Source organism: Klebsiella sp. K5-204 (assembly GCF_030128585.1).
Classification (GTDB): domain Bacteria; phylum Pseudomonadota; class Gammaproteobacteria; order Enterobacterales; family Enterobacteriaceae; genus Klebsiella; species Klebsiella quasipneumoniae.
This window is the reverse complement of sequence record NZ_JAKUZS010000002.1, coordinates 611634-623938: the sequence shown is the minus strand read 5'-3', so window position 1 is coordinate 623938 and position 12305 is coordinate 611634. Positions and strand designations below refer to the sequence as shown.

Sequence of the window (12305 nt, the reverse complement as noted above, 5' to 3'; positions counted from 1 at the left end):
ACTGGCGGGCGCGGATCACTCCGGCGCCCGCAGCCACTCCCGATTCAGCGTGTCGCTGTCCCCCAGGTAGTCCAGCATCCAGTTTAACGCCGGCGAAGCATCATTCTGCTGCCAGGTCAGACAGCAGGCCGCATCCGGAAACGGATTTTCCAGCGCCAGCGCGGTCCACTCGCCGCGATCCACCCATGGCCGGGCGAAATGGCTTGGCACCATGCCGACGCAGAGCCCTGCCGACAGACAGGTTGCCGACGATTCCCAGTCGGGGACCACCACCCTCTTCTGGTTATCCAGCAGCCACGTTGTCCGTTTGGGCAACGAACGCGAGGTATCTTCCCGCACCAGCGACGGCCAGTTGCGCAGGACATCGTCGCTCAGCGGCCCCGCCATCTTCGCCAGCGGGTGATCGCTCGCCACCACGCAGTCCCAGCTCAGCATCCCCATATCGCGGAACGCATAGCGGCCCCCGACCGGAATAGAGCGCGTTGCGCCAATCGCCAGCTCCACGCGGCCGTCGGCCAGCGCATCCCATACGCCATTGAACACTTCCTGAAAAACGATCAGCTCGACGTCGGGAAAATGGCGATAGAAATCCACGATCATCTGGCGCATCCGCGCGGGTTTCACGATATCGTCCACCGCGATCGACAACTGCCCGCGCCAGCCGTTGGCAATTTGCTGGCACTGCTGGCGGGTGATCTGCATTTTTTTGATAACAGAGCGCCCTTCCTGTAAAAACCAGACCCCGGCGGGGGTCAGCTCCACATCACGATGACGGCGCTCAAACAACGGGACGGCCAGCCACTCTTCGAGCTGACGCACGGTATAGCTGACGGCGGAAGGCACCCGATGGAGCTCCTGCGCCGCCGCGCTAAAGCTGCCGTTACGGGCGATGGCATCAACCACTTCCAGAGAGTATTCAGACCACATTTTCTGCCTGCAAAATTTTTGAATGCATGTGACAAATATTAGCGTTTCACAAGCCACAATGCACTCCCTACACTCTGCGGCATCGTACCTGTACTCCAAAAATGAGAACGTTATGTCACAACCTGGGAAAGGATTTTTAGTCTGGCTGGCCGGCCTGAGCGTGCTGGGCTTTCTGGCCACCGATATGTACCTGCCGGCATTTGCCGCCATGCAGCAGGATCTCGACACCTCCGCCGCATCCATTAGCGCCAGCCTGAGCCTGTTCCTCGCCGGCTTCGCGCTGGGCCAGCTCTTCTGGGGGCCGCTGTCAGACCGCTACGGGCGTAAACCGGTGCTGCTGAGCGGCCTGGCGATTTTCGCGGTCGGCTGCCTGGGAATGCTGTGGGTGCAGAACGCCACGCTGATGCTGGCGCTGCGTTTTCTGCAGGCGATTGGCGTCTGCGCCGCGGCGGTCACCTGGCAGGCGATGGTGACCGATTACTATCCCGCCCAGCGCACCAACCGCATCTTCGCCACTATTATGCCGCTGGTAGGACTGTCCCCTGCGCTGGCCCCGCTGCTGGGCAGCTGGCTGCTGGTGCACTTCGAGTGGCAAGCCATCTTCGCCACCTTGTTTGCCATCACTCTGCTGCTGATGCTGCCTGCCCTGCGCCTGAAGGCCGCCGCTAAGTCGGCCACAGTGGCTGAAAAGAAAATCACTTTTCTGGCGCTGCTGCGCTCCCGGGAATACAGCGGCAACGTCCTGATCTACGCCGCCTGCTCCGCCAGCTTCTTCGCCTGGCTTACCGGTTCGCCGTTTATCCTTCATGAGATGGGCTACGGCCCGACCGCCATCGGCCTGAGCTATATCCCGCAGACCATCGCTTTTCTGGTGGGCGGCTATGGCTGTCGCGCGCTGCTGCAAAAATGGTCCGGGCAACAGATGCTCCCGTGGCTGCTGGTGGTCTTCGCCGTCAGCGTCGCCGCCACCTGGCTGGTGGGTCTGCAAACGCATGCCTCGCTGGTGGCGTTGATGATCCCGTTCTGCCTGATGGCGGTGGTCAACGGCGGGATCTACCCCATCGTGGTCGCTCAGGCGCTGAAGCCTTTCCCGCAGGCAACCGGCCGCGCGGCGGCGCTGCAGAACACCCTCCAGCTTGGCCTGTGCTTCCTGACCAGCCTGCTAGTCTCCGCGCTGATCGCCACGCCGCTGCTGACCACCACCAGCGTGATGCTGGTCTCTATTTTGTTAGCCGGAGTGGGTTATCGCCTGCAGCAGACGCCAGCGCTGGCGGCCCACTCTTCCCACGCCTGACGCCCGTCGCCAGAGCCCGGACCAGTGGTTAGCACGCTAAGATATTTTTATTGAAAGCCAGTACTTAGCGTCCTATACTGGATCCGGGTTCACATAAATAAAAAATATTTAACAGATTAACGGATGCAGGATGCCTCCGTTTCACCATGGAAGGCCTTTCGGCAAGGGTTATCTCCCTTCCTCTGTTCTACGTCGGATAGCGACTTCACGGATTATCCGTGAGATTTCTCACAAAGCCAAAAAAGCGTCTACGCTGTTTTAAGGTTCTGATCACTTGGGCGTGATGGAGAAGCTATGAGTTCATCGTGTATAGAAGAAGTAAGTGTACCAAATGATGACTGGTACCGGATTGCAGCTGAATTGTTGGGCCGTGCGGGAATTGAAATCAATGGCTCCGCGCCGTCAGACCTGCGGATTAAAAACCCTCTTTTTTTTAAACGCGTATTGCAGGAGGGGTCGCTGGGTTTAGGCGAAAGCTATATGGACGGCTGGTGGGACTGCGAGCGTCTGGATATATTCTTCCATAAAGTGCTCCGCGCCGGGCTGGAAAAACAACTCCCTCACCATTTCAAAGACACACTCCGCATCGCAGGCGCTCGCCTGTTTAACCTGCAAAGTAAAAAACGCGCCTGGATCGTCGGCAAAGAACACTATGACCTCGGCAACGATCTTTTCAGCCGGATGCTGGATCCCTACATGCAATATTCCTGCGGGTACTGGAAAGAGGCGCAGACCCTCGAAGCCGCGCAGCAGGATAAGCTGGATCTCATCTGCCGTAAGCTGGAGCTCGAGCCAGGCATGCGAGTGCTGGATATCGGCTGCGGTTGGGGCGGTCTTGCCGAATATATGGCGCGGAATTACCAGGTGAGCGTTGTCGGCGTGACCATCTCCGCCGAACAGCAAAAGATGGCCCAGGCGCGCTGCGATGGCCTTGACGTGGATATTCGTCTTCAGGATTATCGCGATCTGCACGACAGCTTCGACCGCATCGTCTCCGTCGGCATGTTCGAACACGTGGGTCCCAAAAATTACGCCACCTACTTTGAGGTCGCCGATCGTAATTTGAAACCCAACGGCCGCTTCTTACTGCACACCATCGGTTCCAAAGTCACCGACCATAACGTTGACCCGTGGATCAATAAATATATCTTCCCCAACGGCTGCCTGCCCTCGGTACGGCAGATCGCCGATGCCAGCGAGAAGCACTTTGTGATGGAAGACTGGCACAACTTCGGCGCCGATTATGACACCACCCTGATGGCCTGGTATGAGCGTTTCCTCGCCAGCTGGCCGGAAATTGCCGATAACTATTCTGAGCGTTTCAAACGCATGTTCAGTTATTACCTGAACGCCTGCGCCGGCGCCTTCCGCGCCCGCGACATTCAGCTCTGGCAGGTGGTGTTCTCGCGCGGGATTGAACACGGACTGCGCGTCGCCCGTTAAAAAACACGCCCCCGCTCACCGGCGGGGGATTTTTTGTCAGGCTTCACTGACCTTAGCCGCGACCTCTTTCGCCGCCAGCACGCGTTCAACCGTATCGACAACCGCCTGGGTTTGCGGGTCGATCTCGATATTGACGCGGTCGCCCAGCTTCTTCGCCCCCAGCGTGGTCCGCTGCAGCGTCTCCGGAATAAGATGCACGCAGAATCGGGTTGCCGTCACCTCGCCTACCGTCAGGCTGATGCCATCGATACCAATGAATCCTTTATAAAGGATATATTTCATCAGCGTCGGATCCTGTACTTTAAACCAGATCTGACGGTTATTTTCGGAAGTGAGGATCTTCACGATTTCCGCCGTGGTCATAATATGGCCGGACATCAAATGCCCGCCGATTTCATCACTGAATTTCGCCGCCCGTTCGACATTGACTTCATCCCCGACCTGAATATCGCCGAGGTTGGTAATCCGCAGCGTCTCTTTCATCAGATCGAAGCTGATGCGCGCGCCGTTGATGTCGGTCACCGTCAGGCAGCAGCCGTTGTTGGCTACCGATGCCCCGGTTTCGAGCCCCTCCAGCATATGCGCCGGCAGCTCCACCACGTGGGTGCGAAAATTGGGTTTATCATCAATGGAGACCACTTTCGCGGTTCCCTGAACAATACCAGTAAACATGTTTGGCTCCTGTTGAAAATCATGACGGTATCATTACCGTTTTCGCTATCGGGAACAATAACAGGAGGGCTGAGCGGTTGCCAGCGCGCTTCGTGCCTCGACTCTTTTTTCACTGGCTTAATGGCTAATCCTCGCTACAATAGACTGGAATTTCCTCATTTTTATCCCCTTGCTGCCAGTTACGGCGGCTTTTTTAGTCTCAAAAAAACAACAATACAAAGGTGTTCACGTGCAGAAGTATTTCATTGAAGCGCGTCAGTTATTAGCTCTGGCTATACCCGTCATTCTTGCGCAAGTGGCGCAGACGGCGATGGGTTTTGTCGATACCGTGATGGCGGGCGGCTACAGCGCCACCGATATGGCCGCGGTGGCCATCGGGACCTCCATCTGGCTACCGGCCATTCTCTTCGGCCACGGGCTGCTGCTGGCGCTGACCCCGGTAGTGGCGCAGCTCAATGGCTCCGGGCGGCGGGAGCGTATCGCGCCGCAGGTGCGTCAGGGCTTCTGGCTGGCGGGGCTGGTCTCGGTGCTGATCATGATCGTGCTGTGGAATGCCGGGTATATCATCAGCTCCATGCACAACATCGATCCGCTGCTGGCGGAGAAAGCGGTTGGCTATCTGCGCGCGCTGCTGTGGGGAGCGCCGGGCTACCTGTTCTTCCAGGTCGCCCGTAACCAGTGTGAAGGGCTGGCGAAAACCAAGCCCGGGATGGTCATGGGCTTTATCGGTTTACTGGTCAACATTCCGGTGAACTACATTTTTATCTATGGCCATTTTGGCATGCCGGAGCTGGGCGGCGTCGGCTGCGGCGTGGCGACGGCCTCCGTTTACTGGGTGATGTTCGCCAGCATGCTGTGGTGGGTGCGCCGGGCGCGTTCGATGCGCGATATCCGCTGCGCCGAGGGCTTCAGCGGCCCCGATTTCGCCGTTCTGCTGCGGTTGGTGCAGCTGGGGCTGCCCATCGCCCTGGCGCTGTTCTTCGAAGTGACCCTGTTTGCCGTCGTCGCGCTGCTGGTCTCTCCACTCGGGATCATTGACGTCGCCGGCCACCAGATTGCGCTGAACTTCAGCTCGCTGATGTTCGTTCTGCCGCTGTCGCTGGCGGCCGCGGTCACCATTCGCGTCGGCTTCCGCCTCGGCCAGGGCTCAACGATCGATGCCCAGGTTTCCGCCCGCACGGGCGTGGGCGTGGGCGTCTGCCTGGCGGTGTTTACCGCTATCTTTACCGTGCTGATGCGTAAGCAGATTGCCCTGCTGTATAACGATAACCCTGAGGTGGTGATGCTGGCCTCGCATCTGATGCTGCTGGCGGCGGTCTACCAGATCTCCGACTCCATTCAGGTGATCGGCAGCGGTATCCTGCGTGGCTATAAAGATACGCGGTCTATCTTTTTTATCACCTTTACCGCGTACTGGGTGCTGGGGTTGCCCAGCGGCTACCTGCTGGCGCTGACCGACGTGATTGTCCCCCGCATGGGGCCCGCCGGCTTCTGGTGCGGATTTATCATCGGCCTGACCTCCGCCGCCATTATGATGATGCTGCGGATGCGTTTTCTGCAGCGCCAGCCCTCCAGCACTATCTTACAGCGCGCCGCGCGCTAATCCTGCCAAAGCCCGCCACCCCGGCGGGCTTTTTCTTTCTTCAGTTTTGTTCCGGCGTTGTACATTCCGTTACTCCCCGACACCAAAGACTCACTGATGAGCGCCCCGGAGATGCATATAGTGTGGCCAACAGCCCCGCAGTGGGGTTACTCAGGAAACCAATTCGAGGATTTCAGCATGAAAAAAGTATTAGCTCTGGTTGTTGCCGCTGCTATGGGTCTGTCATCTGTTGCTTTCGCCGCCGATGCCGCGACCACCACCCCGGCTGCCGCAGCCAGCCACACCACCGTTCATCACAAGAAACATCATAAAGCGGCGGCGAAACCGGCAGCCGAACAGAAAGCCCAGGCGGCGAAGAAACACCATAAAGCCGCAGCGAAACCGGCTGTAGCGCAGAAAGCCCAGGCAGCGAAGAAACACCACAAAGCCGCAGCGAAACCGGCAGTAGCGCAGAAAGCCCAGGCGGCGAAGAAGCACCACAAAGCCGCAGCGAAACCGGCAGTAGCGCAGAAAGCCCAGGCGGCGAAGAAGCACCACAAAGCGGCGCACCACGCAGCCAAACCGGCGGTACAACCGGCGGCATAACGGTCAGAGCGTTAAGGTGATAAACCGGCGCTGAATAGCGCCGGTTTTTTTCAGGAGGACATCATGCTGCAACGCTATCGCTTCGAATTGCTGTTGGTTCTGCTCATCGTCTGCGCGCTGTTTACCCTTCGCTTGATGTTTAAATAGCGGGCTGCTGAACCCATTTACGCGCCGGCGGCGTATAGTCGCAAAAACCGGCGATAATCTCCTCTGCCGAGGCAGCAAACGGCAGCATCTCCGCGTAGCGCGGGTGCATAAACCCTTCCCGCACCATGTTATTGACCATCGCCTGCAGCGGATCGTAATACCCTTTAATATTCAGAAATGCGCACGGCTTTTCATGGATGCCCAGCTGCGCCCAGGTCCACTGTTCGAAAATCTCTTCCAGCGTCCCCGCTCCGCCCGGCAGAGCAATAAAGCCGTCGGCCAGCGCCGCCATTTTGGTTTTCCGTTCGTGCATATCCTCAACCACATGCAGCTCCGTCAACCCGCGATGGGCAATTTCCCGCTCCACCAGGCCGCGCGGCATCACGCCAATCACCACGCCCCCGGCCTCAAGCGCCGCATCGGCAACCGCCCCCATCAAGCCAACTTTGCCGCCGCCATAGACAACAGCCAGGCCCTGCTGCGCCAGCGTGTGGCCAACCCGTCGGGCAGTGTCGAGATACAGCGGATGTTCGCCAGCTGAAGAACCGCAGAAAATACCTATCGATTTCATCTTCGTTATTACTCCTCTCTTCTGGTGGGCGATAATTTAACACAACGGCAACCTTTGTGCGCAGGTTGAGACCCGCGGAGAAAAGAGAGGCGAGGCGCCTGCTGGCGAAGAAATATCCTTGTGGTTCAGTAAAATATCGCCGGAATGGGTAAAAGATCCGCAATCGCAAGCAATGTACAAGAAAAGTGACGTTTACCTCTTGCCACATCCCCTGCCTGCCGCTAATATGCGTCCCCGTTGTCACCACAACATTGCGTTCGTAGCTCAGTTGGTTAGAGCACCACCTTGACATGGTGGGGGTCGTTGGTTCGAGTCCAATCGAACGCACCATTATGCGTTTATAGCTCAGTTGGTTAGAGCACCACCTTGACATGGTGGGGGTCGTTGGTTCGAGTCCAATTAAACGCACCATAATGCGTCTGTAGCTCAGTTGGTTAGAGCACCACCTTGACATGGTGGGGGTCGATGGTTCGAGTCCATTCAGACGCACCAATCTTGTTTCTTATCATTCCCTCTCAACATTACCCTGCAGCATCTTGACCGGAAAACGCACGCCTTCTGCGCTTCCCGCCTGAACGTTATTGAACCCTGCCAACGACAAAGCTAAAGCCGATTATTCGCGACTCCGACTAGCCTGCGCCATCGCCAGGGCATCATCCCCTGCCGGCAGCCGCGAAGGGGCATCAGGATCGTTCACCATTCGCCAGACGGCCTGAGCCACATCGACAGCCCGCGTCACGCTGGCGTTTTCCTGGATGCTGTCGAGGATCTGCTGGCCGAGCGCCGCATAGCTCTCCGGGAGCTGGCCCATCGTTCGACGCGCGTTTTCCCCGAAGCGGGTTTGGGGATCGCGTCCCGGCAGGATCACCCCGACGCGAATATTGAAGGGCCGCAGCTCCAGCGCCAGGGACGCCGTGAAGGCGTTCACCGCCGCCTTACTCGCGGTATAGACCGCCAGCAGGGGCATCGGCTGTAGGGTGACCGCCGAGGTGATATTCACGATCGTCCCGCTACGGCGCGCTCTGAACCGGGGAAGTACCGCCTGGGTCATGGCGATAGTCCCAAGAGTATTGGTGGCAAACAGGTTCGCTATCGCCTCGTGCGACGCCCCCTCCAGGGCGTTGAGCATCCCCACTCCGGCGTTATTGACCAGAACGTCAATCTCTCCAGCCTCGGCAATCGCCTCGGCGATACTCTGCGCTGAGGTGACGTCAAGGCGCACCAGCCGCAGACGGTCGCTGGCTGGCAACAGATCCTCTCGCAGAACCCGCATCGTGGCGATAACCTTCCAGCCCTGTTCAAGAAAATAACGCGCCGTCTCCAGGCCAAAACCCGATGAACAGCCGGTGATCATAATCGTTTGCATCTCTCTGTCTCCGATTGGCTTCTTCCTTTTCATCATAGACAGCCCGCTCCGGACGATATAGGGTCAATAATCCATCATTCTTTAGCAGGAGTCCGGAAATGAGCGACCCGCTGGCGGAAATCATTGCGATGCTAAATCTCAGAGCGGTGCTGACCAAAACCATTGAGGGGGCGGGAGAATGGCGCGTCATTCGCTCGGACCAGGGCATGTCGTTCTATGGCGTGGTGCTGGAAGGAGGCTGTCGGCTGGAAATAGACCAGCATCCGCCGCAGACCCTGCGCGCCGGGGATTTTATGCTGATCCCGGCGGCGTACCGCTTCGCGCTTACCAGCCTGACCCCGCCGCCTTCACCGGCGCTGGAGACCACCCCGGTGAAACTGGCGGAGGAACACTTTCGCCTGGGAGCCCTCGACCAGCCGGCGGAGATGCTGGCGCTGATTGGCCACTGCGCTGCCGATTCGGATAACGCCAGCCTGCTGACCTCGCTGCTGCCCGCCCTGGTGGTGGTTCGCGACCAGCCGCGGCTGGCCACCTTTGTCGGACTGCTGAAAGAGGAAGCCCAGGCGGATCGCGCAGGTAAATCTTTCGTTCTGGCGCGGATGGTTGAGCTGCTGTTTATCGAGGCCATCCGCTCCTGCGAAACACTCGCCACCCCAGGCCTGGTGCGCGGCCTGAGCGACCCGCGGATCGCCCAGGCCATCCGTCTGCTGCATGAGACCCCCGCCAGACGCTGGACCGTCAACGCCCTGGCCGCCGACTGCGCGCTGTCTCGCTCGACGTTATTTGAACGCTTTACCGGCCTGACCGGAATGACCCCGATGGGCTATCTGTTGAACTGGCGCATGACCCTGGCGATGCGGTGGCTGGGAGAGTCGGGCATCAGCATGGCGGATATCGCCGAGCGCCTCGGCTATGGCTCGGCCAGCGCGTTCAGCGTGGCTTTTACCCGCTATGCCGGGACATCGCCTGGCAAATATGCCCGCCAGCGGGCGGCGCAGCGTACGCCCGGGCCCGCCTTAAACTAACCTGCCGCAATCGTCGTCTGCAGCCAGCGCTCAAACGCCTGCAGCGCAGGCTCCCCCTCGCCGCCGCCGGGTTTGATCAGGCAGAAGCGCTTGGCCAGCGTCGTGGAGCCCGGCCACGGGGCGACCAGCGTCCCGTTACGCAGCTCGCTCTCCACATACATCTTCGGCACCAGGGCCACACCCTGCTGGCTGAGTACCGCAGCGATCGCCATCTCATGCAGATCATAGCGCGGCCCCTGCGCCGGGTTATCCAGCGCCAGACCACACTCCCGGGCATAGTGCAGCCAGGCATCCGGATTTTGCCGCCGATGAATGCGCGGCAGCCGGTTCAGCAGCCCCGGGAGATCGTTATCCGTCAGCAGCGCAGCATGACAGACCGGCAGCAGATACTCCGCAAACAAAAACGTCACATCCATTCCGGTCCACGCCGGGTGATCAAAATGGATAGCCGCATCAAATCCGCTGCCCGGCAGAATGAAGGGGTCGCTGCGAGCGGCGATATTGACCACGATATGCGGATGCTGCGCCGTGAACTGCCCGAGGCGGGGTATGAGCCAGCGGCTGGCGAAGGTGGGGAGCACGGCGATCTCCAGACTGCGGCCATCGGCCGGCATCCCGCTGACGTCGAGGGTTTCCCGCTCCAGCCTGCTGAGGATCTCGCGGACCTGTCTGGCATAGCGGGCGCCGGCCGGATTGAGCCGTACCCGGCTCCCGATTCTGTCGAATAGTTTGCTGTCGAGGAGCGCTTCCAGACGGGCGATCTGCCGGCTGATGGCCCCTTCCGTTAACGCGAGCTCCGCCGCCGCGCGGGCAAAGTTGCCGTGGCGGGCGGCGGCCTCAAAGGCCAGTAGCGCAGCGCTGCTGGGAATTTTACGACGCATAGCCAATGCTCCTTGTGCGGGCTGACTGAAAGTCAGTGACAGAATATCACTGAGTCTTGAATAAACATCGTTTTTCAGCACCATTTTCGCCAGATAGGATGAAGTAAATTCACTGAAGCGCCTTATGCGCTGAATCATCTGTCTCTCGAGGTCACTATGCTCTATGTCGTCGAATGCGCCTACACCGACCCGCAAAGCGAAGCGGCGTGGAATACCTTTTACAATCTGGAAAAATTACCGGCGCTGGTCTCGGTGCCCGGTTTTCATGCCTCGCAGCGCTTCTGCGCGCTCAGCGAGGGCTGCCCTCGCTACCTGGCACTACACGATATCCGTGATGCCGCCGTCATCGACAGCGACGCCTATCGCCGCAACGGCGGCGGTCATTTTGCCCGCTGGCAATCGGCGATCGCCGACTGGCATCGCCACCTCTATCTCACAACTAACGCGCTGCGGGAGGTTGCTCCGGACGAGGTGCTGCTGCTGAGCGATACCGCGGAAGCCCTGCCCGTCGTTGCGCCGGTCGTCCTGCAGCCCGGCGGTCTGGCCACCCGGCATGCCCGCTATGCTGCCATCGTCCCGCGTGACGACCTGCATCCCCACGCCGCCACGGCCGCCGTCTTTGTCTATCAGCCCATTACCGCCCGGTTGCGTCACCCGGCGGAGCAAGCGTGAGGTCAACATGACACCAGCTCCCTTTTATTCCCTGACAGCAGGCGACCTGACGATAAGCGCCATCAGTGATGGCAAGATGACGGCGCCGCTGACGTTACTGGCGGGGATTGCCCCTGAAGAGGCGGCGCGTCTGCAGCGCCAGGCCGGGGTAATCTCGCCGGAAACCATCGAGATCGGCGCTTACCTGATCCGCGGACGCGGGCACACGGTGCTGGTGGATACCGGCACCGGCGGGGCCAACGGCGTCGGCGGCGCGCTTATCGCCAATCTGGCGCTGCTCGGCGTCCGCCCTGAGGACATTGACACCATCCTTCTCACCCACGCGCACCCGGACCATATCGGCGGCCTACTGACCGCCGCCGGTACACCGGCTTATCCCAACGCCACGGTGTTCCTGCCCTCGCGGGAAAGCGCTTACTGGCTGGCGCCGTCGACACTGGACAACGCCAGCGAGCGTGGACAACGCAACGTGCTGCTCGTCCGGCGCGTAATGGCGATCTGCGCGACGCAAATTCGTGCTATCGATGAAAATGAGCGGATCGCCGGGATCCGACCATGTCCCCTGCCCGGCCATACGCCGGGGCATACCGGATATCGCCTCGAGGCGGGCGGAACGTCGCTGCTGATCTGGGGGGATATCGTCCACTTTCCCTCGATCCAGAGCGCCCGGCCAGAGGCATCGGTGGCCTTTGACGTCGATCCTGACCAGGCCCGGCGTACACGGGAAAGTCTCCTGCGCCAGGCCGCCAGCGAGCGGTGGCTCGTCGCCGGTATGCATCTTGGCCTGCCGGGCTTCGCCAGCGTGGAGAATACCGCCTCAGGCTACTGCCTGCGCCCGGTGTGACCTTCACGCAGAACACCGATCGCAGCAAAACCCCGGTCGTGGCATTAACGCGACCGGGGCGTGGTGTCCGGGGAAGTGGATTAGCCGTTAACCGCGGCGCTTCCAGCCTTTTTTACTTTTGCAGCTGGCTGTGGTGGCGACCCAGGGGTGACGCAGCTGGGTCAACTGAAGATCCTGAGAGGCCGGGCTGGCGGCCCAGCGTTTGTTGCACAGAGGCTTACGAGTTGCAATGACCATAAAACGCTCCTGAAAAGTAATGAACAGTTCCCTGGGTA

Annotated in this window: 13 protein-coding genes and 3 tRNA genes; 10 read left to right on the top strand and 6 right to left on the bottom strand. The window is 59.8% G+C overall.

Annotated features, from left to right (window positions below):
* Positions 1-15: 15 nt before the first annotated feature.
* Positions 16-927 (bottom strand): DNA-binding transcriptional activator PunR, encoded by a 912-nt coding sequence (gene punR / locus MKR05_RS08485; RefSeq protein ID WP_101996387.1) that lies wholly within the window; start codon positions 925-927, stop codon positions 16-18.
* 112 nt (positions 928-1039) lie between these two features.
* On the opposite strand from punR, the gene punC reads away from it, so the two are divergent.
* Both punC and cfa read left to right on the top strand, forming a co-directional pair.
* Entirely contained in the window at positions 1040-2221 is a 1182-nt protein-coding gene (punC, locus tag MKR05_RS08480; protein ID WP_032453123.1) for a purine nucleoside transporter PunC, read from the top strand.
* Between the two features lie 294 nt (positions 2222-2515).
* On the top strand, positions 2516-3664 hold the full coding sequence (gene cfa, locus MKR05_RS08475; RefSeq protein WP_023289946.1) for a cyclopropane fatty acyl phospholipid synthase: 1149 nt from the start codon (positions 2516-2518) through the stop codon (positions 3662-3664).
* Positions 3665-3700: 36 nt separating this feature from the next.
* On the opposite strand, the gene MKR05_RS08470 is transcribed toward cfa, so the two are convergent.
* Positions 3701-4336, bottom strand: coding sequence for a riboflavin synthase (locus MKR05_RS08470; protein ID WP_023289947.1), 636 nt, complete (start codon positions 4334-4336; stop codon positions 3701-3703).
* A 229-nt stretch (positions 4337-4565) separates the two neighbouring features.
* On the opposite strand from MKR05_RS08470, the gene mdtK reads away from it, so the two are divergent.
* Together mdtK and asr are read left to right on the top strand one after the other, a co-directional pair.
* A complete protein-coding gene (gene mdtK, locus MKR05_RS08465) occupies positions 4566-5939 on the top strand; it encodes an MdtK family multidrug efflux MATE transporter (protein WP_023289948.1) in 1374 nt (457 codons plus the stop codon).
* Positions 5940-6116: 177 nt separating this feature from the next.
* A complete protein-coding gene (gene asr / locus MKR05_RS08460; RefSeq protein ID WP_044523578.1) occupies positions 6117-6524 on the top strand; it encodes an acid resistance repetitive basic protein Asr in 408 nt (135 codons plus the stop codon).
* A 139-nt stretch (positions 6525-6663) separates the two neighbouring features.
* On the opposite strand, the gene MKR05_RS08455 is transcribed toward asr, so the two are convergent.
* Entirely contained in the window at positions 6664-7242 is a 579-nt protein-coding gene (locus MKR05_RS08455; RefSeq protein ID WP_117145434.1) for a TIGR00730 family Rossman fold protein, read from the bottom strand.
* Between the two features lie 253 nt (positions 7243-7495).
* Here MKR05_RS08455 and MKR05_RS08450 point away from each other — a divergent pair.
* The 3 genes from MKR05_RS08450 to MKR05_RS08440 all read left to right on the top strand — a co-directional run bounded on the left by MKR05_RS08450 (position 7496) and on the right by MKR05_RS08440 (position 7734).
* A tRNA-Val gene (locus tag MKR05_RS08450) sits at positions 7496-7572 on the top strand.
* A gap of 4 nt (positions 7573-7576) precedes the next feature.
* A tRNA-Val gene (locus tag MKR05_RS08445) sits at positions 7577-7653 on the top strand.
* A gap of 4 nt (positions 7654-7657) precedes the next feature.
* Positions 7658-7734, top strand: a tRNA-Val gene (locus MKR05_RS08440).
* A gap of 121 nt (positions 7735-7855) precedes the next feature.
* Here MKR05_RS08440 and MKR05_RS08435 read toward each other — a convergent pair.
* Complete coding sequence (locus MKR05_RS08435; RefSeq protein ID WP_032453128.1) at positions 7856-8608, bottom strand: SDR family oxidoreductase; 753 nt, start codon at positions 8606-8608, stop codon at positions 7856-7858.
* Between the two features lie 98 nt (positions 8609-8706).
* Between MKR05_RS08435 and MKR05_RS08430 the strand changes: the two genes are divergently transcribed.
* Positions 8707-9633 carry an AraC family transcriptional regulator gene (locus MKR05_RS08430; protein ID WP_248569049.1) on the top strand — a complete coding sequence of 309 codons (927 nt, stop codon included), beginning with the start codon at positions 8707-8709 and terminating at the stop codon, positions 9631-9633.
* Here the strand turns inward: MKR05_RS08430 and MKR05_RS08425 are convergent.
* On the bottom strand, positions 9630-10514 hold the full coding sequence (locus MKR05_RS08425) for a LysR substrate-binding domain-containing protein (protein ID WP_044523585.1): 885 nt from the start codon (positions 10512-10514) through the stop codon (positions 9630-9632). The two genes, MKR05_RS08430 and MKR05_RS08425, sit on opposite strands and share 4 nt — an antisense overlap.
* Positions 10515-10670: 156 nt before the next feature.
* Between MKR05_RS08425 and MKR05_RS08420 the strand changes: the two genes are divergently transcribed.
* Both MKR05_RS08420 and MKR05_RS08415 read left to right on the top strand, forming a co-directional pair.
* A complete protein-coding gene (locus tag MKR05_RS08420; RefSeq protein WP_102006352.1) occupies positions 10671-11186 on the top strand; it encodes a hypothetical protein in 516 nt (171 codons plus the stop codon).
* A 7-nt stretch (positions 11187-11193) separates the two neighbouring features.
* Positions 11194-12030: an MBL fold metallo-hydrolase gene (locus MKR05_RS08415; protein ID WP_238875665.1), complete on the top strand. Its 837-nt coding sequence runs from the start codon at positions 11194-11196 to the stop codon at positions 12028-12030.
* 87 nt (positions 12031-12117) lie between these two features.
* Here MKR05_RS08415 and MKR05_RS08410 read toward each other — a convergent pair whose 3' ends face one another.
* Positions 12118-12267: a hypothetical protein gene (locus tag MKR05_RS08410; RefSeq protein ID WP_023289961.1), complete on the bottom strand. Its 150-nt coding sequence runs from the start codon at positions 12265-12267 to the stop codon at positions 12118-12120.
* Positions 12268-12305 lie beyond the last annotated feature (38 nt).

Bases quoted from the DNA above. Each gene is read 5' to 3' on its own strand.
- MKR05_RS08470 (WP_023289947.1), bottom strand. From the start codon at position 4,336: ATGTTTACTGGTATTGTTCAGGGAACCGCGAAAGTGGTCTCCATTGAT.
- MKR05_RS08425 (WP_044523585.1), bottom strand. From the start codon at position 10,514: ATGCGTCGTAAAATTCCCAGCAGCGCTGCGCTACTGGCCTTTGAGGCC.
- MKR05_RS08415 (WP_238875665.1), top strand. From the start codon at position 11,194: ATGACACCAGCTCCCTTTTATTCCCTGACAGCAGGCGACCTGACGATA.
- MKR05_RS08435 (WP_032453128.1), bottom strand. From the start codon at position 8,608: ATGCAAACGATTATGATCACCGGCTGTTCATCGGGTTTTGGCCTGGAG.
- MKR05_RS08455 (WP_117145434.1), bottom strand. From the start codon at position 7,242: ATGAAATCGATAGGTATTTTCTGCGGTTCTTCAGCTGGCGAACATCCG.
- MKR05_RS08430 (WP_248569049.1), top strand. From the start codon at position 8,707: ATGAGCGACCCGCTGGCGGAAATCATTGCGATGCTAAATCTCAGAGCG.
- MKR05_RS08410 (WP_023289961.1), bottom strand. From the start codon at position 12,267: ATGGTCATTGCAACTCGTAAGCCTCTGTGCAACAAACGCTGGGCCGCC.
- punC (WP_032453123.1), top strand. From the start codon at position 1,040: ATGTCACAACCTGGGAAAGGATTTTTAGTCTGGCTGGCCGGCCTGAGC.
- cfa (WP_023289946.1), top strand. From the start codon at position 2,516: ATGAGTTCATCGTGTATAGAAGAAGTAAGTGTACCAAATGATGACTGG.
- asr (WP_044523578.1), top strand. From the start codon at position 6,117: ATGAAAAAAGTATTAGCTCTGGTTGTTGCCGCTGCTATGGGTCTGTCA.
- punR (WP_101996387.1), bottom strand. From the start codon at position 927: ATGTGGTCTGAATACTCTCTGGAAGTGGTTGATGCCATCGCCCGTAAC.
- MKR05_RS08420 (WP_102006352.1), top strand. From the start codon at position 10,671: ATGCTCTATGTCGTCGAATGCGCCTACACCGACCCGCAAAGCGAAGCG.